The 22,376-nt window shown below is 69.0% G+C and carries 21 protein-coding genes and 1 tRNA gene; 10 read left to right on the top strand and 12 right to left on the bottom strand.

Translation table 11 applies throughout. From position 1 onward, the window contains the following. Positions 1–16: 16 nt before the first annotated feature. A complete protein-coding gene (locus EXW95_RS08740; protein ID WP_174367123.1) occupies positions 17–532 on the bottom strand; it encodes a hypothetical protein in 516 nt (171 codons plus the stop codon). 18 nt (positions 533–550) lie between these two features. Further along, on the bottom strand, positions 551–1,912 hold the full coding sequence (locus EXW95_RS08735) for a phospholipase D-like domain-containing protein (protein WP_174367122.1): 1,362 nt from the start codon (positions 1,910–1,912) through the stop codon (positions 551–553). A gap of 540 nt (positions 1,913–2,452) precedes the next feature. Here EXW95_RS08735 and EXW95_RS08730 point away from each other — a divergent pair. Beyond that, complete coding sequence (locus EXW95_RS08730; protein WP_174367121.1) at positions 2,453–4,489, top strand: hypothetical protein; 2,037 nt, start codon at positions 2,453–2,455, stop codon at positions 4,487–4,489. 38 nt (positions 4,490–4,527) lie between these two features. Further along, positions 4,528–4,656: a hypothetical protein gene (locus EXW95_RS21050; RefSeq protein WP_256435010.1), complete on the top strand. Its 129-nt coding sequence runs from the start codon at positions 4,528–4,530 to the stop codon at positions 4,654–4,656. A gap of 121 nt (positions 4,657–4,777) precedes the next feature. On the opposite strand, the gene EXW95_RS08725 is transcribed toward EXW95_RS21050, so the two are convergent. From EXW95_RS08725 to EXW95_RS08700, 6 genes are all read right to left on the bottom strand, one after another. After that, the gene (locus tag EXW95_RS08725) at positions 4,778–5,335 is read right to left on the bottom strand and encodes a hypothetical protein (protein ID WP_174367120.1); all 558 of its coding nucleotides are present in this window, start codon (positions 5,333–5,335) and stop codon (positions 4,778–4,780) included. Positions 5,336–5,529: 194 nt separating this feature from the next. Beyond that, complete coding sequence (locus EXW95_RS08720; protein WP_174367119.1) at positions 5,530–5,967, bottom strand: hypothetical protein; 438 nt, start codon at positions 5,965–5,967, stop codon at positions 5,530–5,532. Between the two features lie 52 nt (positions 5,968–6,019). Then, a complete protein-coding gene (locus tag EXW95_RS08715) occupies positions 6,020–6,817 on the bottom strand; it encodes an aminoglycoside phosphotransferase family protein (RefSeq protein WP_174367118.1) in 798 nt (265 codons plus the stop codon). Continuing rightward, positions 6,814–7,707, bottom strand: a complete 894-nt coding sequence (locus EXW95_RS08710; protein WP_174367117.1) for a tyrosine-type recombinase/integrase — start codon at positions 7,705–7,707, stop codon at positions 6,814–6,816. Before EXW95_RS08710 ends, EXW95_RS08715 begins: the two co-directional genes overlap by 4 nt. A gap of 122 nt (positions 7,708–7,829) precedes the next feature. Further along, positions 7,830–7,904: transfer RNA gene (locus EXW95_RS08705), tRNA-Asn, on the bottom strand. Between the two features lie 93 nt (positions 7,905–7,997). After that, a complete protein-coding gene (locus tag EXW95_RS08700; RefSeq protein ID WP_174367116.1) occupies positions 7,998–8,501 on the bottom strand; it encodes a GNAT family N-acetyltransferase in 504 nt (167 codons plus the stop codon). A 170-nt stretch (positions 8,502–8,671) separates the two neighbouring features. On the opposite strand from EXW95_RS08700, the gene EXW95_RS08695 reads away from it, so the two are divergent. From EXW95_RS08695 to EXW95_RS08680, 4 genes are all read left to right on the top strand, one after another. Further along, positions 8,672–9,676, top strand: coding sequence for a tRNA-dihydrouridine synthase (locus EXW95_RS08695; RefSeq protein WP_254605560.1), 1,005 nt, complete (start codon positions 8,672–8,674; stop codon positions 9,674–9,676). Then, on the top strand, positions 9,673–10,251 hold the full coding sequence (locus tag EXW95_RS08690; protein WP_174367115.1) for a DinB family protein: 579 nt from the start codon (positions 9,673–9,675) through the stop codon (positions 10,249–10,251). Before EXW95_RS08695 ends, EXW95_RS08690 begins: the two co-directional genes overlap by 4 nt. A gap of 105 nt (positions 10,252–10,356) precedes the next feature. Next, on the top strand, positions 10,357–10,725 hold the full coding sequence (locus EXW95_RS08685; RefSeq protein ID WP_174367114.1) for an MmcQ/YjbR family DNA-binding protein: 369 nt from the start codon (positions 10,357–10,359) through the stop codon (positions 10,723–10,725). Further along, a complete protein-coding gene (locus tag EXW95_RS08680) occupies positions 10,722–11,291 on the top strand; it encodes a hypothetical protein (protein WP_174367113.1) in 570 nt (189 codons plus the stop codon). Before EXW95_RS08685 ends, EXW95_RS08680 begins: the two co-directional genes overlap by 4 nt. On the opposite strand, the gene EXW95_RS08675 is transcribed toward EXW95_RS08680, so the two are convergent. Further along, positions 11,288–12,454: a YihY/virulence factor BrkB family protein gene (locus EXW95_RS08675; RefSeq protein WP_174367112.1), complete on the bottom strand. Its 1,167-nt coding sequence runs from the start codon at positions 12,452–12,454 to the stop codon at positions 11,288–11,290. The genes EXW95_RS08680 and EXW95_RS08675 overlap by 4 nt on opposite strands. 90 nt (positions 12,455–12,544) lie before the next feature. Between EXW95_RS08675 and EXW95_RS08670 the strand changes: the two genes are divergently transcribed. The 3 genes from EXW95_RS08670 (at position 12,545) to dnaX (ending at position 17,434) form a co-directional block, all read left to right on the top strand. Next, positions 12,545–12,967: a thioesterase family protein gene (locus EXW95_RS08670; RefSeq protein ID WP_174367111.1), complete on the top strand. Its 423-nt coding sequence runs from the start codon at positions 12,545–12,547 to the stop codon at positions 12,965–12,967. 142 nt (positions 12,968–13,109) lie between these two features. Further along, entirely contained in the window at positions 13,110–14,846 is a 1,737-nt protein-coding gene (locus EXW95_RS08665; RefSeq protein ID WP_174367110.1) for an NAD-dependent malic enzyme, read from the top strand. A gap of 224 nt (positions 14,847–15,070) precedes the next feature. Continuing rightward, complete coding sequence (dnaX, locus tag EXW95_RS08660) at positions 15,071–17,434, top strand: DNA polymerase III subunit gamma/tau (RefSeq protein WP_174367109.1); 2,364 nt, start codon at positions 15,071–15,073, stop codon at positions 17,432–17,434. 79 nt (positions 17,435–17,513) lie between these two features. On the opposite strand, the gene EXW95_RS08655 is transcribed toward dnaX, so the two are convergent. Then, the gene (locus EXW95_RS08655) at positions 17,514–19,628 is read right to left on the bottom strand and encodes a hypothetical protein (protein WP_174367108.1); all 2,115 of its coding nucleotides are present in this window, start codon (positions 19,626–19,628) and stop codon (positions 17,514–17,516) included. 223 nt (positions 19,629–19,851) lie between these two features. On the opposite strand from EXW95_RS08655, the gene EXW95_RS08650 reads away from it, so the two are divergent. Then, a complete protein-coding gene (locus EXW95_RS08650; RefSeq protein ID WP_174367107.1) occupies positions 19,852–20,091 on the top strand; it encodes a hypothetical protein in 240 nt (79 codons plus the stop codon). A gap of 49 nt (positions 20,092–20,140) precedes the next feature. On the opposite strand, the gene EXW95_RS08645 is transcribed toward EXW95_RS08650, so the two are convergent. Then, positions 20,141–20,752, bottom strand: coding sequence for a macro domain-containing protein (locus EXW95_RS08645; RefSeq protein ID WP_174367106.1), 612 nt, complete (start codon positions 20,750–20,752; stop codon positions 20,141–20,143). A 3-nt stretch (positions 20,753–20,755) separates the two neighbouring features. After that, positions 20,756–22,144: a nicotinate phosphoribosyltransferase gene (locus tag EXW95_RS08640; protein WP_174367105.1), complete on the bottom strand. Its 1,389-nt coding sequence runs from the start codon at positions 22,142–22,144 to the stop codon at positions 20,756–20,758. Positions 22,145–22,376: the final 232 nt, after the last annotated feature.

Below are 22,376 nucleotides of genomic sequence, written 5' to 3'. Positions count from 1 at the left end.
CGACAGCGCCCGCAGGTCATTGACCTCCAGCCCAGCCTGAGCCTGAACTGAAGGCCGTCCCAGAGGCAGCCGCAGCCAGCTCATCGGCAATCTGCCAGACCTCCAGGTCCAACTGCCTGTTCCGGCGTTCCTCCTGCCGTGTCGGGGGCGACCAGCGGTAGGCGACGGGCCAGGCGCTGGAGTCATGCAAGTCGATGGTGATGGAGGCGCAGTGCTGCCAGACCGACCTGGGGATGCGGTAGAGCACCGGGTCGTCGGCCGGGCCGGAGGGCAGACAGACCAGCACCAGCCACTCGATACCACGGTGCAACTGGAGCTTGTCGAAGGTGAAGCGGCTGCGCTTTCCCGGCTCGGCGTGTCGTGCCATCACCCGGGCGCCGAGGCCGTCGAGGCAGACGTGTGAAGGCCAGTAGGGCCGCGCAGGGTCGTAGGGGAGCGGCACACAGCAAACACCCTCGCGTGAGGCGAGGGTGTACACGTGTTTGAGGCCGAGGGCGTTCGTCGAGTTCGGATTCGTTGGCGGTGTGGTCATGGATGTTCTCCTGGGTGCTTACCGCCCGCTCTGCCGGTATCCGGCCTGACGGGCGTCATCGGGGGTGCGGAAGCAGTCCTCGGGCTGGGTCTTCGCGTAGAAGGCCCCACCGGGGACGTGGAAGATCATGCTGCCGGCGTTGCCCTTGATTGGGAACCCGGCCGGGCAGTTTGCGCCGCTGGGGGCAGCCCGACCCGCCTGAGGCGCGCTGGTGCGGCAGTCGGGATCCTGGCTGTCCGGCTTGCTGTCGTAATCGTTGTCGATGCCGTCACGGCAGGCCGACCCTGACTCCAGCCCCTCCGGACGCGGGTTGGCCTTCAGCCACTGGTCCGGGACGCTGCGCCACATCGTCTCGAAGGCCGCGTCGTAGGTGCGGACGTGCGCGGGCACGTCACGCAGGATCAGGGTGTTCTCGTCGTTCCTGAGATCCCCGGCCGAGGTCCAGTTCATCGAACCGAGAATCAGGTGGCGGCCGTCCACACTGGCGGCCTTGGCGTGCATCTTCCCGCCCCAGTTCTCCACCTTCACCTGAGCCCCGGCGGAGCGGAGCAGTTCGTGCTTGGTGTACTCGTTCCTGGCTGCTGTGGCGTCCAGAATCACCCGCACCTGCACGCCGCGGTGCCGGGCCTCGAGCAGGGCGGTGGCCACGTCCTTGTTGGTGAGGTAGAAGACCGTGACGTTGATCGCCTGCCGGGCGGCGCGCAGGGTCCGGATCACTTCACGCATTGCCCCGTCCTGCGGCGAGAACAACACCTGGGCGGTGCCGCCACCGGGCAGCCGGACAGCCCGCGCCGTCCCTGGGGCCTTCTCGCGGTGGAACTGCCCAGCGTACATCTGCTCGAACTCGCGGGTATACGCTGCGGCGAGTTCCGGAACGGTGAGCAACGCGGCCACGTTCGCGTTGTACCCGCCGACGTCACTGTCACTGACGTTCGCCGAGCCCGTCCACACCGCCTGCCGGTCGAAGACGAAGAACTTGTCGTGCATGATGTCGCCCTCGAAATCGATCGGCTCCTGGGAGGCCTGGGCCAGCTCGTACCGCACCCCGCCCACCGTGGCGGCGTAACACGAGAGCGGGCCGTCCCGGTCGTCAGGGCGGTCACAGCGGGGACGCCCGCCAGATGGTCGCCGCTTCGCCTGAGTTCGCAGGTCTGCGGCCTGATCCGTGCGGACCTGCGGCAGCGCCCGGCGGAGCCTGACAGTATCCGAGTAGTAGTTCAGGCCCTTCACGTCGGCGTCCACGACCCCCCTGACCCTCACGCCACGCGCCTGCGCGCGCACCAGGGCCGCCAGCACCTCGTCCTGCCCGCGCAGGCCGTAGATCGCGAAGTCGATCTCACGCCGCGCCCCGTCGATGGCCCGCACCAAGGCGAGGCACATCGGCTGATCGCAGCGCACGTTGGGACGGTTGGAGGACGCCGGTGCGTGAGGAAAGATCCGGATGGCACCCGGCGTGCCCGGCTGTCCCAGACTGGACAGACTCGTGAAACCTGCAAGAGCGAGAAGAGCCGTCCAGGAGCGCATGCCCGGCAGGGTACACCGGAGTGCCGCTCTTCTATCGCTCATCACCCAGTGCACTGGCCGGAGGGAATCGCCGTGCGCCCGTTCACCCGCGTTGGCCGTCAGGCCAACCCCAAGCCCGCAGGGCGCGGGAGCGACGCCACGGGTGAACACATTGGGCGAGCAGAGCTCGCCGGGGAAAAATTCTCCGGCGCGTAGATCGGGGCGGTGATGGAGTGAGCGTGCGAGGGGTCAAGGGATGAAGGCGGGTTGTTGAAGGGGGGGCTCTCATCACTTTCTGCTTATTCCGGCTTCAAACTTGATCTCACTGAACAAGCCTTCCATAGTTAATTATTTAGTATCCAGTTCCGCACCATCAGGGTCGGCGCCGACCAGGGACCTCCTCTACACTGCCTGACTGTGACACTGACGTTGACTCCCCCGGCTGCTCTGGACGCCCAGATCCACGCGGCGGTTTCCACGGCCCTCACGGCCCCGCAGGCCGTCGTGGTCGTCCGGATGGCTCCCGGCCAGGGGAAGACCACCATGACCCAGCAGGACGTCGTACAGCGCCTCGCTGTAGGCAGCGTGCACCGCGTCCTGTGGGCGGCGCGGGAGACCGTGAAAGGCGACTCCCTCGGACGGGAAGCCCTGAGCAACATCCAGGCAGAGATCGCCCGAACGGGCGCGCCCATCCAGTGCGACCTGGTGCTGGGGAGAGACCATGTTTCTCCCGCCGAGTACGAAGACGCCCTGACGTGGCCCGAAGGGCCCTGCATCAAGATCATCAGCCACGCGCACCTGCCCCTGCTGATGGAAACCGGACTGAAAACCGGCGACCTCGCGACCGCCGACCTGCTGGTGATCGATGAGGACCCCAGCGGCCAGCTGATCCGGTCGCACGCGGTTCCACTGACCACCCTGTCCGCCCACTCCGCACCTGAGGACCGTGTCACCCGCCACCTCGCCCGGTACGTCGACCCCGACACGGTCACGGCTGCAGGGGGAGAGTTGCGGGGGTATCAGTCCTTCGACGGGTCCAGGGGTGGACAGGCGTGGTTCGGCGAGACGTTCTGGACTGACCTGGGCCGCCTGACCGAGGCAGACCGGGCTGCCTTCCTGACCACGCTGGCCGCCTGCCCCACAGCGGCTCCCCTGCGGCCCGGTCACCTGGGCGCCATCCGGCAGGCGCTCGAGGAAGACGAGGCTCGCCAGGGCCCATCGGGCCGCTTCGCTGTGTACTTCGACACTCAGGCCACGCTGAAGATCCACGTGCGCACGCCCTGGACGTCACCCATCCCCACGGTGGTTCTCGACGCGTACGCCGAGACGGACCTGTACCGTCCGCTGTTTCAGGAGCGGACCGTGCGCCTCGTCGAGGTCGGTGATCCCGCCGCACCCCTGCTGATCCAGCAGGCTGGGCATGTCCTGGCCCGGCTGGATCCGACGAACTTCCGCCGGGGACGGCAACCAGAGCTGCTCCGCCGCATCTTCCAGGAGATTCAGGCCCACCGGGCCGCAACCCCGAATCCCCGAGAGACGTTGCTGGTGGCCCACAAGGAGATCATCGAGGATGCCCGCTTCGACGCCGAGGGCCGCGCCGTCTTCGGCGAGGACTGGGGCACGTGCGTCCGCACCCAGCACTGGTATGCCGGGCGGGGCAAGAACGAGTTCGAGGGCTACGACCTCTTCGCCCTGTCGCAGCCCCTTGTGTCCACACAGCACCGCGACCTGACCCTCTCCGCTCTGGCTCCACACCGTCCCGAGGACCGGGAGGCCCTGCACCGACTGCATGACCGAAGCGAACTGCTCCAGACCCTGCACCGCAACCGCCAGGGCAGGTTCCCGGTCAGCGCGGCACCTCTCAATGTCGTGTTCTGGGACCAGGTCGACGCCGCGACGTACGTGCCACGCCTGCGCCACAAGCGCGGGAGCACCAATCCCCTCTGGCGAGACCGGGCGCACGACGTCCTACAGGCACTGCTGGGCCGCCTGGGGGGCGTCCCGAAGATCGCCCTCTTCGTTGCCGGGCTGGAAAGCCCCGACTCGAGGCGCACCCCACAGGTGCCTGCGGCCATGCGGGCCGGGATCCTGCAGGTACTGCGTGACGCGGGCATCGACGCGCCGTTCACGACCCCGATGTCGGCGCGCGGAGCCCGGAAGGCACTCGAACCGATCCTGGACGCGTTGAATCTGACTTCCGTGGATCTCACCCCGACCGAGCGGGTGCGCGGGCAATCGAGAGCCGGGTTCTACGTGACGCCAGCCCCGGACCCGGCTGCCGCCGCGCGGGCCGCCGAGACGGCCCTGTTAAGTCTCGGACGCAGCACCCTTCAGGCCGCCGAGACCGGCACCCTCGCCGACAGTGAGGCCGCCAGGTCCGGCGCGGACTCCAGCTCCGCCACTTCCGCCGCGAAGGTCAACGACCAGCACGCCGACTCTGGCGTGCCGTCATGAAAGACGTCCACGCCGACCTCAGCTGAGGCTGCCGCGACGTGCATGATGACCCACAGGCGCAGGTCCGTGACGACGCCCAGCGCGGCGTGCAGGGAACGGGCGGGCACCACGGTCTGGTGCTGACGGGTTTCAAGAACGAGCTCCTGTTTCATGTGTTCCTCCGGTGATGCGAGACGTCCGGGTGTCTCCCGACGTCCCTCTGTCCTGCTCGGCACCCCCCCGGGGAGTGGGGGGGAGTCCTTACAACCTCGTTGTCGAGTCGGTTGCGGGGTGATGCGAAGCGCCAGATCAGGCCTGAGCGACAGGCCCAGGCACCTCCAGCAGGCTCCAGTCGTCCCGGAAGGGCTCGTACGGACCGCCCCGGCGGATCCGGATGTCGGACGGCAGGGACCGGCTCGACAGGACGTAGAAGTCCGGCTGCCGACCATCCGGGTACAGGGCGACCAGTACGACCGCCTCGCAGTCCTGGACGTAATTCTTCGCGTAGCTGTACCGCCCGTAGAAGCTCGAGCGGCGAGCCGCAAGTCGGAAGCGCCATGAACCGTCCGCGCCCTGCATCCCGGCCTTGGCGTCGACCCGCTCGCCACCGACGTACAGGTCGTACTTGTCGTTGTGCCCCGGCCGCCACTCCACCCGGAAGCCCAGGCGCTGCGCCTCGGCGAACGTCCGCGCCTCACCCTCCTCGCCCCGCAGGGCCGTAACGCAGTGGGTTTTCAGACCGAGCCGTGCCCGGTAGCGTTTGACCGTGGCGAGACTGACCCCGGCCAACCGGGCAATCTCCGGGTCGAGGTGCCCAGCCTGATGTGCTTCGACGATCAACTGCTGCTGGTGCTTGGTGATGGCCATCCTGTCCTCCACGCGCGACCGGCCACAGGGGCCGGGGGTAGGGGGGGATGTTTGAGGATGTCGGCAAAAAAAAGCCCAGGCGGAGCCTGGGAAAAATGTGGGGGGATGCTGCCGATGTAACTGGACTGCGCGTGCTGTCCTGCCTCCAGTAGAGCATGGAGGATGACCCAAATCAGGCAGCGTGACGTGTCCCGTCAGCCGAGGGAATCGAGGAAGTCGTAGTAGGTTTCGCAGTGCCCAAGAATGTCGACCATGATCTGCTTAAAGAAAGATGGGGTGACGGCGACTTCAGGGACGGTGTAGTCGATCATGTAGTTGAGTACACCACTGGAATTTTTGTAAAGAGTCCAGTACCCAAGCCGACTCCCGTTATTCTCCTGCAGCAAATTCGTGGAAAGAAAATCGGGTACGTCATCCACACTTTCAAACTCCGGCACTACATGAGCAACGAATCGTAATCGATCACCAACATCCACTACGCGAATGGCTTGCGAACGACCCTTACCGAGATCGAATTTCAATTGGGCGCTGCCGTCATTGACAGCGTTCAACCGCAGCCCTGTCTCCGTGGCGCAGTGCTGCATTCTGATCCGGAACTGCTGGGCCTCGTGGTTTCTCAGTAGGCTGCTCATGAGTCAGGAACCTACCAGCTGACCCGACATCATGTAACCGAAAATGACCACCTTACTTGCCACCCACGTTGAGCTGGAACAGCGCCAGGAGGCGTGCCGTGGCGGCAGCCAGTCCAGCGCGGCCCTGCGCCGCGTCCCGCAGGTCAAGGAAGAGCCGGGTGACGTAGGCCAGGAGGAGTGCGGCCGTCTGACGCGCGTCCGTGCCACTCAGCGCTTCGAAGGTCGAGAGTGGCAGATGCACGTAGTCGCGTGCGGCGTCACCAGCCTGAGCGTGGGACCAGTCCAGCAGGCCCAGGACCGTGCGCCGGTCGGGGCTGAGCAGGACGTTGGCGGGTCGCAGGCTGCCGTGGAGCGTGGCGGGCTGCGCCGGTCCGGCTTCCGCCTGGAGGTGCCTCACCCAGCGGTCCAGCCAGCGCAGGTCGCTGTCGGTGATGACCTGCGTCTCGTTGAGTTCTTCGAGGAGACCGCGCGGGTCAGGGGACGGGACCACCACGCCGCTCGCCAGGACCGGCAGCGCGTGCAGGCGTCTCAAGTGACTGCCCAGTTGCCGCCAGATGGCCGGTGCCTCATCGTCACGGGCCCGGACGGCCTTGGGATGCGGGAGGCGTTGACAGCTGAACGCGTGCGGTAGGCGCCGTCCGCTCAGGTCGAGTTCGAGCAGCGTCGGCCCGGGCAGCCCGTGCGGACTCAGGGCGAGCAGGAGCTCCGCGTCACGCCGGATCAGGTCTGCCGCGTGACTGCCCGGCTGCGCGTAGCGGATCAGGACGTCTTCCTGCCGCAGGGTGGCCACACCGTGCCCTGGGCTGACCTCGATCAGATCAAGCAGTTTCAGGGTGTCGTCGGGCGTCACAGGCGGTCCCCAGGCGAGAAGCGCAGGTGGGCGGACTTGAGGTCCTCGTCAAGGAAGGTGACGTAGCGGCGCGTCATCTCCAGGCTGCTGTGCCCGAGGATCTGCTGGAGCGTGAACACGTCGCCGCCGTTGCGGAGGAACTCGACGGCGAAGCCGCGCCGGAAGGTATGGGGGGCGCAGTCGGCGCGGGGTACGCCTAGGGAGAGGGCCAGCTTACAGAGGCGGATACTGACCCCACTCTTGGTCAGGGGCTGGCCCGTGCGGCTCAAGAAGACGTTGGCCACACCGGCATGGGCGGGGCGGCGTTCGCGGCGAAGGTAGACGTTGAGGGCCTGCATGGCTCTGGCCCCGATGGGGACGAAACGTTCCTTGTTCCCCTTCCCATGAATGCGCAGCAGTCCGCGCTCGAAGAGGAGGTCCCCCAGTTGCAGGTTCACGGACTCCTGAACACGGATGCCCGTGTCGAAGAGGGTGAGAACCAGCGCGCAGTCGCGCAGCGGCTGTGGCCCCTTCCGGCACGTCTTGAGCAGATGCTGGGCCTGCTCCGCGGAGACAGCCGGGAGGCGATGTCGACCCACGGTCGGCATCTCCAGGCGCTTGACTGGGTTGGTGCTGAGCAGCTCTTCCTTGTATGCCCAGGTCAGCAGTGCACGCAGGGCCCGAGCGTGCGCGTGCACGCCCCCGGGGGAGAGGCCGTCAGCTTCCAGTTTCCGCAGGAAGGCCCGCAGGTGCTGCACGGTCAGGGCAGCGGCCTCCTTCGGGAGACCGTTGGCCTCCACAAACCGTCCGAAGGCGGTGCGGGTGGTGGTGTAGTACCGCAGCGTGGCCTTGGTGCGTCGCTTGGCCTGAAGGTGGAAGAAAAACTGCTGCCAGAGTTCGTCGGTGGTCATCCCATCTCCTTCTGACAAGGTGTCTGTCGGCCTCTGAAGAGCACACGATCACGGCTGCGGCTCACCTGCTGTCCCTACTGGAACAAAAAAGAAAACCTCGTCTTAGACGAGGTTCTCTCTTCTGGCTCGGCAGGTTGGGGTCGAACCAACGACCGTCCGATTAACAGTCGGATGCTCTGCCACTGAGCTACTGCCGAATATTGCTGTGGCGGCCGTTTCCGGCGCGAGAGGGATAGTAGCACGCCCCCCCATGCCGCGCAAGTCCCGCCGTGGGGCGGCCGAGGGGACAGTCAGTCGCTGGCGATGGGCACGCCACTGGCCGGTTGCGTGCGTGGCGGCGTCAGGGGCCGCGCGTACCAGCTCATGACCGGGCGGGCGTCCATCGTGAAGGTGTAGCCCAGCCGCTCCCAGAAGCGCGCCCCGCGCGGATTCTCGCCCAGCACGCTCGCCAGGATGCGCGTGGTGCCGCCCGGCACGCGGTCCTCGAGGTGCCGCACGACCTGTTCGCCCAGGCCCTGCGACTGGCGGTCCTCGCGGATCAGCAGCAGGTTGATGGTCAGGTCCCCGCGTTCGGGGTAGTCGTGCTTGCAGTCCAGGCTGCCGAACAGTTCGCCGTGGTCGTCGTACAGCAGTTCCAGGCTGCGCCTGGGGTCCAGCAGCGCGATCTCGACGTCCCGTTCGACGTCCTTCTGGGAGGGGAGGCGGGTGCCCAGCAGGGCGAAGTAACCGGGCGCGGCCCGGTACAGCTGGTGAAGCAGCGGCGCGTGATGCAGCGCCAGCGGCGTGACGTTCAAGGTAAAAGGCCTCCCCCGTCCGGCGAAGGTGGGCGAGAAGGATGCAGACGCAGGAAACCGGACTGACCCGAGCATACCCGAAGCCCGCCCCGCACGCCATGAATCCCGCCGCCGGGTGGACTTCAGGCGCGCTTCACCCGATGGGGAGGGGGGTGCGCTACCCTGCCGGGATGAACGGCCCCGGCTTCTACCACTCCCGCCTGCAGCGCCCCGGCGCGGTGCTCGCCCCCATGGCGGGCTACAGCGACGCGCCCATGCGGCAGCTGGCCGCCGAGCAGGGCGCCCTGTGGACCGTCAGCGAGATGATCAGCGCGCGCGGCCTGATGGGCGGCGGGGACACCGAGAAACTGAACCTGGGCCGCCCCTACCCCGGCGAGCAGGGCCGCGTCGTGCAGCTGTTCGGTGCCGAGCCGGACGTGTTGGCGGGGGCCGTGGCCCGCGCAGAGGCGTGGTTCAGCCCGGCCGCGATCGACCTGAACATGGGGTGCCCCGTCCCCAAGATCCGCGGGAAGGGCGGCGCGTGCCTGCTGCAGACACCCGAGACGGCGTATGACCTCGTGCGGGCCATGCGTTCGGCCACCACACTGGACGTCAGTGCCAAGATCCGCCTGGGCTGGGACCACGACCGCAGCGTGGAGGTCGCGCAGGGCCTGGAGGACGCCGGGGCCGCGCTGATCACCGTGCATGGCCGCACCAGCGCCCAGCGGTATACCGGGCAGGCCGACTGGGACGCGATCGCGCGCGTGGCAGCTGCCGTGAAGGTGCCCGTGGTGGGCAGTGGGGACATCACCACGCCCGAAGTGGCCCGCGAGCGACGGCGCCTGGGCGTGGCCGCCGTGATGATCGGGCGCGGCGCGGTCGGGAACCCCTGGATCTTCCGCGCGCTCGCCAGCGGGGAGGACGCCTGGCCGGACGCCCCAGAGCGCGCCCGCACCGCGCTGCGGCATGCCGAACTGCAGGAACGCTTCTACGACGACGACACGGGCCGCCTGACCCTGCGCCCGCTGCGCAAGGTCCTCCCGCAGTACCTGCCGGACTTCCCGGAGCTGCGCCAGGACCTCACGCAGGTGCTCACTGCGGCCGATGTCCGCCGGGTGCTGGCCCCCCTGCTGGGTGAGGACGGTCCCGACGTCACCCCGGCCCGCCCGGCGGAGTATGCTGTGAGTCATTCATGAACGTCCGCGAGTACTACGCCTACCTGACCGCCGCGCGAGAGCAGCTCTGGAACTACCTGCGCGCCCTGCCGCAGGCCGACCTGGACCGCAACCTGATCGAGGACGCCGACCGCTTCCACTCGATCAAGGACCTGCTGCTGCACGTCACGGACGTCGAAGACCACTGGGTGCACGGCATCGTCCTGGGAGACAGCGTGCACGGGAAGTTCCCGCACGACTGGGTGCGGCCCCAGGCGCAGCAGTACGACCTCGCCTGGATCCTCGACTACAGCCGTGAGGTCACCCGGCGCACCTGCGAATTTCTGGAGGGCGAACCCGACCTGAACCGCAGCGTGAAACTCGTGCAGGACGACCCGGCCAGCGACACCGTCACCCTGGACCAGCTGATGTGGAACGTCATGACCCACGAGGTGCGCCACACCGCGCAGATCGCGCTGATGATCCGTCAGCTGGGCCACACGCCCCCCTGGCTGGACTACATGCGGTTCGTGCGCCCCCAGAGCACCCCCGCGCAGGCCGGGGCGCCCGACCTGGAGGAACTGGACGACCCCGAACTGGACGACGCCGAGGTGTAAGACCCAGCCGTCCGGAGGCCGCCACCTGCGGGTGCGCGGCCTCTGCCTGTTGTGTGATGGGCAGGCGAGCCGGTCCGGCCCCCGCGCGGAGCGTACCCTGGGGCCATGCAGTCCATCGCTGACCTGCGGGCCCTGTGCGCCGCGCTGCCGCACTCGCGCGAGACCTTTCCGTTCGACGCGACGACCCTGGTGTTCAAGGTCGGCTCCCCGGACGCCCTGAAGATGTACGCCCTGACCGACGTGCAGGCCGACCCCGTGACCGTGTCCGTGAAGGTCCGGCCCGAGCGGGGCGACGAGCTGCGCGCCACGCACGACGCGATCACGCCCGGCTACCACCTGAACAAACGCCACTGGGTGACCGTGACCCTGGATGGGCGCGTCCCGGATGACCTGATCCGCGAGTTGATCGCTGGCAGTCACGCGCTCGTCGCGGGCGGCCTGACCCGCGCGCAGCGCAAAGCAATGGGCCTGTGAACGGCACTATTCCCTCGCCTCCCGTCAGGCGGCGGGACCGGGCCGCGCGGCGCCTGGGGCTGAGCGGGCTGTGGCTGGCGGGGCTGCTCACGCTGGGCGCGTGGCTGGGCGTCTGGGCGACGCTCGCCCCGGCGCAGGCCGCGCTGCGGGACGCGCAGGTCACCCTGACGCGACTGGACGCGCAGCTGGCGAGCGTGCAGGACACCCTCGCGCCGCTGGACGTCCTGGCGCGCCCCGAGACGCTGGACGCCGCCCGCACCCTGGAGGCCCTCAGCGAGACCGCCCGGAGCGTACCGCTGCTGACCACCCTGTTCCCGGACGGCGCCCTGACCCGCAGCGCCGACGCCGCCCGCGACTGGCGCGCGGCGCTGGAAGACCGCGCCGCGTGGCCCGCCCTGCAGGACGCCCGCGCCCAGGTGCAGGCGTGGCAGGCGCAGCTGCGGACCCTGACGACCCGCCTGACCCTGCTGACGGTGGGCGGCGCGGCGCTGCTGACGCTGCTGTGCGCGTGGTTCGCCGCCGGGCAGCTCGCCCTGATCCGCCTGTCGCGGCGGGGCGGACCCTAGCGCCGCCGTCCGCCGGTGATGCCCAGCATTCGCAGGACGATCACGGCCGGGACGGCCAGCACGGCCGTCACGGCGTTCCACAGCGCGGCGCGGACGGTGGGCAGCACGCGGCCCTCCTCGCGGCGCGGCACCTGCGGCAGCACGCGCGGCAGCTTCGGAACCGGGACCCCCAGCACCCGGCCCCGCGCGTCCCGGACCACGGCGGACGTGTCCTTCGCCGCGCGTTCCTGCGCGCTCTCGGTCGGGTCGATGTCCACGCCCTGCGCGGCCAGCGCCTCCTTCTTCGCGGTGTTCGCCGCGCCCCCGGCGTGCGTGCCGAACTTCTGCGAGTACACCCACGTCACTTCCGCGCCGAAGAAGAAGATCATCGCGGAGTAGTAGATCCACAGCAGCAGCACCACCAGCGACGCCGCACCCGCGAACACGCTGCCCGGCGCGGCCTGACCCAGGTACAGGCCGATGCCCAGCTGCCCCAGCGTGAACAGCGTCGCCGTGAACGCGCCCCCCACCCAGACCTCCCGCCACTCCAGTTTCACGTCCGGCAGGACCTTGTAGATCCCGGCGAACACCGGCGTCAGGAACAGCATGGACAGCAGCGCCGTGCCCAGCCGCACGAAAAATGCTCCGGCGCCGATGGTGTCCCCCAGACCCTGCGCGATGGCCGACAGGTACGTGTTCAGGCCCAGGAACACGATCAGCACCAGCCCGATCGCCAGGATCATCACGAAGGACTTCACGCGCGTGACCAGCACGTGCACGAACCCCTGCGCCGGGGCAGGGTCCGCGCCCCACATGGCGTTCAGCGCACCCTGCAGCTGCACGAACAGCCCGGTGGCGCCCAGGAACAGCGTCACGAACGCGCCCAGCGTGGCGATCAGGCTGCCCTTCTGCAGCGTGTCGGTGTTCACCAGGGTCCGCAGGAACTCGGCGGTATCCGCCCCGAGGTTCTGCGCGACCAGACTGCCCGGCCCGAACAGCTGCGCCTGCACGTCCACGTCCGCGATGAGGCGACTGGCGAGCACGACACCCAGCAGCAGCATGGGCGCCAGACTGAAGATCGCGTAGTAGGCGATGGCCGCCGCGAGTCGCGGGGCCTGATCCTGCCCGAACGCGAGGAACGCCTCGCGCAGCAGCGTGAAGTAATCGGCGGGCTTGAGCCTCATCCCGGCAGTCTACGGACGTGCGGGGCGGGTGTCCGCCCATCCGGATTCACGCTTTCCCCATGCTGCCCGCGCCCTGCTAGCCTGCCCGTCATGCACGCCATTCCGGAAGGCTTCACGCAGACCCTGACCGTGACCGTCACCGACGACATGACCGTCGACTTCGGTGAGCTGGGCCGCCTGCACCCCGTGTACGCCACGTACTGGATGGCCAGACACTTCGAGGAGGCCGGACGCAAGATCATCCTGCCCTTCCTGGAAGACGGCGAGGGCGGCATCGGCACGCAGGTGGACGTCACCCACACCGCCAGCGCGCTGCCCGGCATGACCGTCACCGTGACCGCCACCTTCGACCGGATGGAGGGCCGCCGCATCGTCGCCCGGATGCGGGCCGTGAACGAACTCGGCGACGAGATCGGGCACGGGAGCACCACCCAGATGGTCCTGCCACAGTCGCGGATCGACGCGGGCTTCGACACGCTGCGCGCCCGCTGGGCGGAAAGGGTTGAGAGGTGATGGAGAGGGGGCCGGTTCCCGCCTCTGCCCGCCTTCTGTTCACGGGCTGAACTGGCGTCCGCTGCGGCCTGGGGGGCGGCGTGCGTTTCGTGCGCCGTGTTCCTGGACCGGGTGCATCGGGGGGCCGCTATGCTGGAGCGTCATGCCGAAATCTCTTCCCGTGTCCCGGTACTACGACGTGCAGCGCGATGAGGCCGGTCAGCGCTTCATCCGCGTGAACGTGACGGGTCTGGCCCTGCTGCAGAACCCCCTGCTGAACAAGACCACCGCCTTCACCCCCCAGGAACGGCGCGAACTGCACCTCGAAGGGCTCGTGCCGCCCCACACCAGCACCTTCGACGAGCAGAAGGAACGCACGTACCTCCGCTACCTGAAGTGCAACTCCGACCTGGAAAAACACGAGTACCTGCGCGCCCTGCAGGACCGCAACGAGGTGCTGTTCTACGCCATCCTCGAAGATCACCTCGAGGAGATGCTGCCCATCATCTACACGCCCACCGTGGGCGAGGCGGTCCGGAACTACTCCAGCAACTACCGCTACCCGCGCGGCTTCACGGTCAGCACCGGCGACATCGACCGGGTGGACGACATGCTGGAGAACGTCACCGTGAACGACGTCCGCATGATCGTCGCGACCGACAGCAGCGCCATCCTGGGCATCGGCGACCAGGGCTTCGGCGGCATGGCGATCAGCATCGGCAAACTGTCGCTGTACACCGCCGCCGGGGGCGTCGGCCCCGACAAGACCCTCCCCGTGGAACTGGACGTCGGCACGAACCGGCAGGACCTGATCGACGACCCGCTGTACCTGGGCGTGCACCACCAGCGCCTGACCGGCGCGGCGTACGACGAGTTCCTCGACGCGTTCGTGGAGGCCGTGTCGCACCGCTACCCGAAGGCGATCATCCAGTGGGAGGACTTCAGCCGCGGCACCGCCTTCCGCGTCCTCGACCGCTACCGCCGCGTGGTGCCCAGCTTCAACGACGACATTCAGGGCACGGGCGCCATGGCGCTGGCGGGCCTGATGCGCGCCGCGCAGATCAAGGGCGAGCGGCTGGAAGATCAGGTGTTCGTGATCGTCGGCGCGGGCGCCGCCGGGATCGGCGTGGCCATGGCGATCCGGCAGGGCCTGATGACCTGGGGCGGCCTGAGCCACGCTGACGCGAACGCCCGCGTGTTCGTCGTGGACCGCCACGGCCTGCTCATGCACGGCCAGCCGGACCTGGAGGAACAGCAGCTGAGCTTCGTGCGCCGCCCCGAGGACCTCCAGGGCTGGACGTACGAGGGCGAGTACCCCAGCATGCACGACGTCCTCGTGAACGCGCGGGCCACCGCGCTGCTGGGCTTCACCGGCGTGCCCGGCCTGTTCCGCCAGGAGAGCATCCAGGCCATGCTGGAGAGCACCCCGCGCCCCATCGTGTTCCCGCTCAGCAACCCCAGCAGCCACGTCGAGGCCCGCCCCGCCGACGTCATCCACTGGACGCACGGCGGCGCCATCGTCGCGTCCGGCAGCCCCTTCCCCGACGTCGAGTACGACGGGCAGCGCCACCCCATCGGGCAGGGCAACAACGCCTTCATCTTCCCCGGCCTGGGCTTCGGCGCGATCGCCAGCCGCGCCCGCGAGATCACCGACACCATGGTCATGGAAGCCGCCCGCACCCTGGCCGAATTCACCGCCCAGTACGGCGAGCGCGTCTACCCGCCCATCAGCGACCTGCGCGAACTGAGCATCCAGGTGGCCGTGAACGTCGCCCTGCAAAGCATCCGCGACGGCGTGTGCGCCGAACGCCGCATCCGCAACATGACCAGAGACGAACTCGAACAGGTCATCCGCGACCGCGCCTGGGAACCCCGCTACCTCCCACTTCGGAAGGGTTGATAGTTGATGGTCGAAGGTTGATGGAGGAGCGCCACTCCCATCACCCATCAACTTTCAACCTTCAACCTTCAACTCCTCCCCCCGTCACTGCGCCCCCTTGCCCCTGGGCTCTAGAATGGTGAGGTGAAGCGGCGTGCGTGCAGGGATGAGGTCGGGTTGAGCGGCGAGAGGCCGCGTGGTTCAGCATTCGAGCCGCTCCTGCGCCGCGCCGCCCGGGGGCGCGCGTGAGTGCCATCTATCAGCGGGCCCGCCCGGTGCGGTGGGAGGACGTGGTCGGGCAGGAGCACGTCAAGGACGTCCTGAAGGCCGCGCTGGAGCAGGGCCGTGTGGGGCACGCGTACCTGTTCAGCGGGCCGCGCGGGGTGGGGAAGACCACCACCGCCCGGTTGATCGCCATGACCGCCAACTGCACCGGCCCGATGCCGAAGCCCTGCGGGGAGTGCGAGTCGTGCCTGAGTGTGCGCGCCGGGTCGCACCCGGACGTCATGGAGATCGACGCGGCCAGCAACAACAGCGTGGACGACGTCCGCGACCTGCGCGAGAAGGTCGGTCTGGCCGCCATGCGCGGCGGGAAGAAGATCTACATCCTGGACGAGGCGCACATGATGAGCCGCGCCGCGTTCAACGCGCTCCTGAAGACGCTGGAGGAACCACCCGGCCACGTCATCTTCATCCTGGCGACCACCGAACCGGAGAAGATCATTCCCACGATCCTCTCGCGCTGCCAGCACTACCGCTTCCGCCGCCTGACGCCCGAGGAGATCGCCGGGAAACTCGCCGGTCTCGCCCAGCGCGAGGGCGTGCGGGCCGAGGGCGACGCCCTGCAACTGATCGGCCGACTGGCGGATGGTGCCATGCGTGACGGCGAGAGCCTGCTGGAACGCATGCTGGCCGCCGGGACGGCCGTGACCCGCGCGGGCGTGGAGGAGGCGCTGGGCCTCCCGCCCGGCGAGCGTGTGCGCGGCATCGCCGCCGCCCTGGTGAGCGGCGACGCGGGCGCCGCCCTGAGTGGCGCGGGGCACCTGTACCGCGACGGCTTCGCGGCCCGCACGGTCGTCGAGGGTCTGGTGGCGGCGCTGGGCGCGGCCCTGCATGCCGAACTGGGCCTGAACAGTGAAGGTCGCCTGGACGGCGCGGACATTCCCCGCCTGCTGAAACTCCAGGCGGCGCTGGACGAGCAGGAAAGCCGTTTCGCCCGCGCGGCGGACCAGCAGAGCCTCGAACTGGCCCTGACGCACGCACTGCTGGCCGCCGACACCGTGAGCGGCGGCACTCCGGCCAGCGCGGGCGCGGGGGCCGCCCTCCCGGCCGACCTCGCGCAGCGCCTGAACCGCCTGGAGAAGGAACTCGCCACGCTGCGCGCCAACCCACCCGCCGCGCCGTCCGGCCCGGTGGGGGAGGCCCGCCGCGCGCCCGCCGCCGCGCCCAGTGGTGCAGGCCCCAGCCCGCGCGCCGCCAGCCCCGACCCCACCCAACCCGTTCCCGCCCCGACGGGGGGCAGCTGGGCGGACGTGACCCGGCAGGCCAGCATGCAGCTGCGCGCGTTCCTGAAACCCGCCCGGCAGCACGCCGAACCCGGCTACGTCAGCCTCGGGTACGACGAACGCAACGCCTTCCACGCCAAACAGGTCGCCGCGAAATTCGACGACATCGCCAAAATCGTCCTGAGCGTGTTCGGCCCGGTCACCTTCGAACTGATCGCGCCGGAAGGCAGCCGTCGCGTGAACCTCGGCGGGGGTCAGGCTGGTGGGGGACAGTTCGGGGGCAGTCCGGCCCCCACGCCCGACCCCACCCCACCCGCCCCAGCCCCGGCCCGCGCCGCTCCTCCCGTCCGCGAGCCTGCGCCGGAATCCAGCCCTGCGCCGGACGTCGCGCCGTTCGACCCGACCCGCAGCGCCCCCCGCCGCCCTGCGGGCACGCGCGGCCCGGACTTCGCGCCCATCGACCCGCCGCAGGCTCAGGCCAGCCAGGCGCAACCCACTCAGGTCCAGCCCATGCAGGCGCAGCCGCCGCAGGCCACCCCGCAGACCCAGGCCGCCCCGCCCCCGCGCGCCAGCGTCGCCACGCTCCCCCCACCCCTCCCCGAACGGCGCGTGCCCCCCGCCAGCCCGGACGACGCCGCGCCCGCCCCACTGGCCGACCTCGAATCCGGCCCGTGGGACGACACGCCCGCCGCGCAGCCCGCCAGCACCCCCCGTGACGCCGGGCCGCCCCCGCGCAGCGAACGGAACCTCTACCTGGGTGAAGTCATCACCGAGGAACCCGACTGGAACGCCTTCGGCGGCCCCGACCTGCTGGGCGACCTGCCGCCCGAAGAGGACATGCCCTTCGCGGACCTCAGCGTGCCCCGCCCCGCCCCGAAACCCACCCCGCCCCCGGCCCCCACGCCCGCCCCGCAGGAAGCGAAAGCCCCCCCGCAGGACGCCCGGGCGACCCCCGGACGGCCCGGCGACATTCGCGCCCACCCCGTCTACGAGGACATCCGCACCCGCTTCAGCGGCCGCGTCCGCGAGATCGGCAAGAACCGCAACACCCCACCCGCCCCCGACACCCTGGGTGCCGACCTTCCCGAAGACGACGACGAGTAAACGGAACAGCCGCCCCCGTCCAACGATGGGGGCAGCTGCCGTTCAGAGGTCCGCGCGGGTCAGCCGCACGTCCCCCGGATCAGGTCAGGTTCCGGAGAACGTGCCGGGCGTGCTGGGTGACCGGGTCGTGCTCGCCCGCCCGGACCTGAAGGTCATGCAGGAGCGCCTCGTGAATTCCGGCGCGACTGTCCTCCAGCCAGGGACCCTGACCGTCGGCCAGGAACGGGCCGCGCACGACTGGATGGCCCACCTGCCGCACCGACGGGGCCGGGAAGAATCCCTGGGGGAGCTGCGCCACGGTCACGTCGAACAGCGGATGCAGCGCGTAACGCCCCTGCCGCAAGGTCACGGGATCGGTGCCGCCCGGCAACAGAGGCTGCAGCGCGGACCGCAGGCCACGCAGGGTCTTCTTGAACAGGTCCACGGTCTTCCCGTCCGCCTGTCCCTCCCACAGCGCCGCCAGGATCTGCTGACGCGACGCGGACCCGTGCAGCGCCAGGAACGCCAGCAGTTCCGCCGAGCGGCGCAGCGGAAACCGCAGTTGTCCCGCCTGACTGAAGATCTCCAGCGGGCCGAAGGGCTCCAGCCGCAGCAGAACGTCCCCCGTGCGCGGCGACTGACCGAAGATCCGTTCCAGCCGCGAGGCCCAGCCGGGTTGCGCGGCCAGCCACTGCAGGGTGCGCTGGTGGGCTCCCGCGTCGGTCAGCAGCGGCAGATCGTGCCCCACGGCGCTCAGCCGGTCCTCCAGCGTTTCGGACGTGGCGCTGTCCCGCCTCAGATCAAGTGCCAGGAGATACAACGCCGCTCTCACCTGATCCCAGGGGACCAACATCGAGCCGTCCAGCGCCGCCTGAAAGAGCTGCGACGCCTGCGCCCACTCCTGACTCAGGTAAGCCAGGACACCGGACGTGAAGGTCATCTGGGCCGCTCCCCTGGGATACCGGCCGACCAGTGCGGCACCCTGACGCAGCACCCGGCGCGCCTCGTCCAGGCGGCCATCCAGCGCCAGCCGCTCGACCCAGAGCAACCTCAGGTCCAGGGCGTCGCCCTCAAGGTGCGCCTGTTGCAGGAGCTCCAGTGCCTCGGGCATGGACGCCAGCGCCTCGGCGTGCAGGCCGTACAGGTGATGGATCGTGGACCGGGTGAACGCAATCCAGGCGTGGTGCCGGGCCGCCAGAGTGGGCAGCTGCGCGGCGGCACTCAACTGCTCCAGCGCCTCGGCGGGGCGGCCCAGATCACAGAGCAGTTTGGCGTAATTGTTCAGCAGCGTCGCCAGCTGATTCCAGTACGACGTGCGCCAGTACAGTTCCTTCGCCTGCTGGTAATGCAGTTCAGCCTGCGCCAGTTCCCCCAGGTCCTCACAGGCGTACGCCAGGGTGGCGTGCGCGATCCCCATGAACGAGAAATGACACGCGCGTTCGGCCTCCTCCAGGAAACGCTGCGCCGACTGCAGGTGCGCCTCGGGCTGCGACAGGTAATTCAGGTTCATGGTGTGCTGATGCCACAACCGGAGCGCGTCGGTCCCCTCAGGGCAGCCCGAGAGCGCCTGCGTGGAGATCTGCAGCGCGAACTCATACCGCCCGTCCAGCTGCAACGCGCAACTCAGGGCGTGCAGGACCCGCGGGTGCCGCTCGCCCCGCTCGTACGCCGTCAGCAGCTCCTGCCGCGCCTGCCCCGCGACCTCACGCTCCGGAGAGGACAGCAGGGCCAGCCACAGCGCCCCCCGAATCCTGTCGGTACGCCACGCGGTCGGCGCGGCCACCATGACCTCCTGCAACAGGCTGAATTCCCCCCGGACGTGACGGTCCGTGATCCACTGCTCCAGCGCCGTCTCTGCCCGCCCGGTGTCCCCCAGGTCGTGCAGCAACGTCAGGGCCGCAACGACATCCCCGCCGGACAGCAGGGTCTCCGCGTGCGCCCCGACCAGCGCGCGGTACCGGTGGGGGTGCGCCGCCATGAGCCGCGCCATCAGGGCTGCCCGGACCGGGCCAGGCACCTGCACGGTCCCGTCCGCCTGCGGGGTCAGGTTCAGTGCCTGCGTCACCTGACCCCACCACGCATCAGGCAGATCCGGCGCGACCCCGAGGGAACGTACCGGATGCCACGTCTCCTGAAGGCCCAGGGGCAGCAGCGCGCTCAGCAGCTCCGGGGACAGCTGCTCCAGCGCCAGTTCCGTCTGAGCATGAGGCTGCATCGCGTGAAGTCTAGCGGGATTTCCCCCTTTTTTCCCCTGCCGTTCATTACCCTGACCACAGCTCCCCCCGCTGCTCCTGACGGTGCCCCGCCGCACCCGGACCGGCAGTCCGGCGGTCCGAGCGTCACGCTGCACGCCAGGCGCCATCCCGGCCGAGCATCACTGGCCCAGCACCGGTCAACAGGCATCTCCATACGCGGCACCGCCAAAGGAACTCCGGCCCATGTCCCACACCATCACGCTGTACCGGCAGGCCGCACTGCACGCGCAGGCCCACAACTGGCCGCAGGCCACCGCGTCCCTCCACTGCGCGTACCGGGACACCCCGCCAGATCACCTGACGGACGAGGACTGCCAGCACCTCTGGCCATACCTCGACGACCTGGCGGTCGTGGGGCAGCAACTACCGTGCCTGAGAGGCACCATCCGGCTCCTGACCCGCCTGCGCGACCTCGCCAGCTGACCCACCCCGTCACCCGCAGCCCCCGGCGTTGATCGGGGGCTGCCCCCGTTCACAGATCCGCGCGGGTCAGCTGCACATGCCAGAGCTTCGCGTCCTGCAACGTGGGCAACTGCGGCGTGCGGCCCAGCACCACCGCGTCGAACGCGGCGCGCATCTGCCGGGCGCACACGTCCGGTGCCATGCGGCCAACCGCGGTCCCCAGGCCAGGGCACGCCACCCGCCGGATGGGTGACCCGCCCGACGCGTTGTGCACCTGCACGGCCAGCAGCGCCGCCCGGAACGCCAGGAACGCATTCGGCGTGCCCGATACGTCCGCCGGGACGCGCATGGTCGGCGCGCAGATCAGGTGCGGCCACACCGCGTCCAGCGTCGGCACGACGAACGCCTGCCCGACCAGCAGCTCCCCGTGATAGTCCCGGCGGATGCGCTCCTGCACTCGCGCCTGCAGGTCCCACCCGAACTGCTCACTGAACGCCAGATCGATCCCGCCGTCCATGAACCCAAAACTGTTCGCGGGGCTGACCAGCGCGTCCGCCTCATCCTGAAAGATGTCCCCAGGCTGCACCCGCACCTGAGCCACACCCGCAAAATGCGCTGCCCAGGCGTCCACGACCGCCGGGTGGCGATCCCGAAGGTCGAAGCGGACGTCTGTGAGATTCATGGCTTACCCGCGTCCCCGGATCGTGTCCAGCGTGTCGCGGACGATCAGTTCGCCGTCTTTGTACACGGTGCGCATGAGGCTGCCGGGGAAGTCGGTGTCGAAGGTCTTGTACGCCTTGGTGACCATGCGGCCGCCTTCCTGCACGAGGTCGAGGACGCCGTCCTTGCTGCGTTTGCCGGGGTCGGTGACGGGGTCTTTGTAGATGCCGCGGTACGCGCCGTCGATCTGGCCGGCGCTGGCCTTGTACGCGAAGCGTTGGGTGTCGCGGTCGACTTTCTGGAGGAGGGCGCCGCCCATGCCGAAGGAGACGTTCTCTGCGCTGTAGCCGTCCACGTCGAGGTTCCCGAGGATCTGGCGGATGGTGTCTTCGTCGATGCCGTCGCCCTGGATGACGCGGACGTGGTTCAGCACTTTGTAGCCCTTGCTGTTGGTGGTCGTGCCGTACTTGGCGGCCAGGGCGTTCACGGCGAGGCGGACCATGGCGGGCGGTTCGCCGCTGTCGGGCCGGACGACCAGCGTGCCGCCCGAGGCGATGACTTCGGCCTTGAGTTCCTCGCCCCAGAGGGTGTTGATGGCGTTCTTGAGGTCGTAGCTGTCGCTGACGACGGCGTAGATGCTGCCGGGGCGGCTGAACTGCGTGATCATGTTGCGGTACGCGTCGACCTCGTGCGCCTTGCCCCAGGAGGTGATGGTGCTGTGTTCGGCGGCGGGAATGGAAAAAGCGGCGATGTCGCTGTCGTAGTGGTTGCGGCCGACGCGCAGGGCTTCCAGGGTGTCGCTGCCCTGGAAGTTGATCAGGTGCGCGAGGCCGCCGATGCCTGCGCTCTCGCGGCTGCTGACGCCCCTGGACCCGAAGTCGTGCAGTTTGAACGGGAGTTCCTCTGCGGCGCGGTCGCTGGTTTTTTCGAGGGCGGTGCGGATGATCTCGCGGATGTGCCAGCTCTGCGTGGCGACGGTGGTGGGGTACCAGACGCGCATCAGCATCGTCTCGAACCAGCCGACCAGCCAGGGCAGTTCGGGGTCGGTGTTCGTGCAGCTCAGCAGGACGTTGTGAATGGGCACCAGCGTGCCCTCCGGGACGGCGCGGATCTCCAGCGGCAGGCGGCCGCCGTGGACGTTCACGACGCGCATCCAGCCTTCATAGGGGAAGGGTTCGCCGTGCGCCTCGATCAGCGTGCGGGCTTCCTCGACCATCTCGGCGGTGATCTGGCGGGTCAGGTAGCGGTCGAGGATGTACTGCAACCCGAAGAAGCGCGTCTGGGGGTACTTGCCGCCGCGACTTTCCAGGTAGCTGAAGAGGCGGGTGGTGCCTTTCGGGTACTGCAGGAAGTGGCTGCTCTTGTAGCTGTCAGTGTCGAGGATGATGTTGCGGTCGTTCAGGGAAGTGGTCATGGGGTGCCTCCTATGGTGCAACCTCTTGCTTGGCTCATAATCTAAAAATCTATTATGAAAACTATGAGTTGTAGAGTGCGCATGGTTCAGGCAGTCGTGACCTCGCGCCACTTCGCGCAGCGATTCGACTGGGAACGCTGTCCCTGACGGTGCTCATGCCGGTGCGGGCAGGATGGGGGAGGGGTGCGAAGTCCTTCACGCCGCCCTGCTGACCGTGCGTTTATCATTCCTT

It is taken from the genome of Deinococcus sp. JMULE3, assembly GCF_013337115.1.
Taxonomy (GTDB): Bacteria; Deinococcota; Deinococci; order Deinococcales; family Deinococcaceae; genus Deinococcus.
Note: the sequence above shows the minus strand (reverse complement) of the source record. Positions and strands in the feature narration are given on the sequence as shown.

What these genes read in the sequence shown, in the direction of transcription:
- EXW95_RS08740 (WP_174367123.1), bottom strand. Translation starts at nt 532, where the DNA reads ATGACCACACCGCCAACGAATCCGAACTCGACGAACGCCCTCGGCCTC.
- EXW95_RS08735 (WP_174367122.1), bottom strand. Translation starts at nt 1,912, where the DNA reads ATGTGCCTCGCCTTGGTGCGGGCCATCGACGGGGCGCGGCGTGAGATC.
- EXW95_RS08725 (WP_174367120.1), bottom strand. Translation starts at nt 5,335, where the DNA reads ATGGCCATCACCAAGCACCAGCAGCAGTTGATCGTCGAAGCACATCAG.
- EXW95_RS08720 (WP_174367119.1), bottom strand. Translation starts at nt 5,967, where the DNA reads ATGAGCAGCCTACTGAGAAACCACGAGGCCCAGCAGTTCCGGATCAGA.
- EXW95_RS08710 (WP_174367117.1), bottom strand. Translation starts at nt 7,707, where the DNA reads ATGACCACCGACGAACTCTGGCAGCAGTTTTTCTTCCACCTTCAGGCC.
- EXW95_RS08695 (WP_254605560.1), top strand. Translation starts at nt 8,672, where the DNA reads ATGAACGGCCCCGGCTTCTACCACTCCCGCCTGCAGCGCCCCGGCGCG.
- EXW95_RS08690 (WP_174367115.1), top strand. Translation starts at nt 9,673, where the DNA reads ATGAACGTCCGCGAGTACTACGCCTACCTGACCGCCGCGCGAGAGCAG.
- EXW95_RS08685 (WP_174367114.1), top strand. Translation starts at nt 10,357, where the DNA reads ATGCAGTCCATCGCTGACCTGCGGGCCCTGTGCGCCGCGCTGCCGCAC.
- EXW95_RS08675 (WP_174367112.1), bottom strand. Translation starts at nt 12,454, where the DNA reads ATGAGGCTCAAGCCCGCCGATTACTTCACGCTGCTGCGCGAGGCGTTC.
- EXW95_RS08670 (WP_174367111.1), top strand. Translation starts at nt 12,545, where the DNA reads ATGCACGCCATTCCGGAAGGCTTCACGCAGACCCTGACCGTGACCGTC.
- EXW95_RS08665 (WP_174367110.1), top strand. Translation starts at nt 13,110, where the DNA reads ATGCCGAAATCTCTTCCCGTGTCCCGGTACTACGACGTGCAGCGCGAT.
- EXW95_RS08655 (WP_174367108.1), bottom strand. Translation starts at nt 19,628, where the DNA reads ATGCAGCCTCATGCTCAGACGGAACTGGCGCTGGAGCAGCTGTCCCCG.
- EXW95_RS08650 (WP_174367107.1), top strand. Translation starts at nt 19,852, where the DNA reads ATGTCCCACACCATCACGCTGTACCGGCAGGCCGCACTGCACGCGCAG.
- EXW95_RS08645 (WP_174367106.1), bottom strand. Translation starts at nt 20,752, where the DNA reads ATGAATCTCACAGACGTCCGCTTCGACCTTCGGGATCGCCACCCGGCG.
- EXW95_RS08640 (WP_174367105.1), bottom strand. Translation starts at nt 22,144, where the DNA reads ATGACCACTTCCCTGAACGACCGCAACATCATCCTCGACACTGACAGC.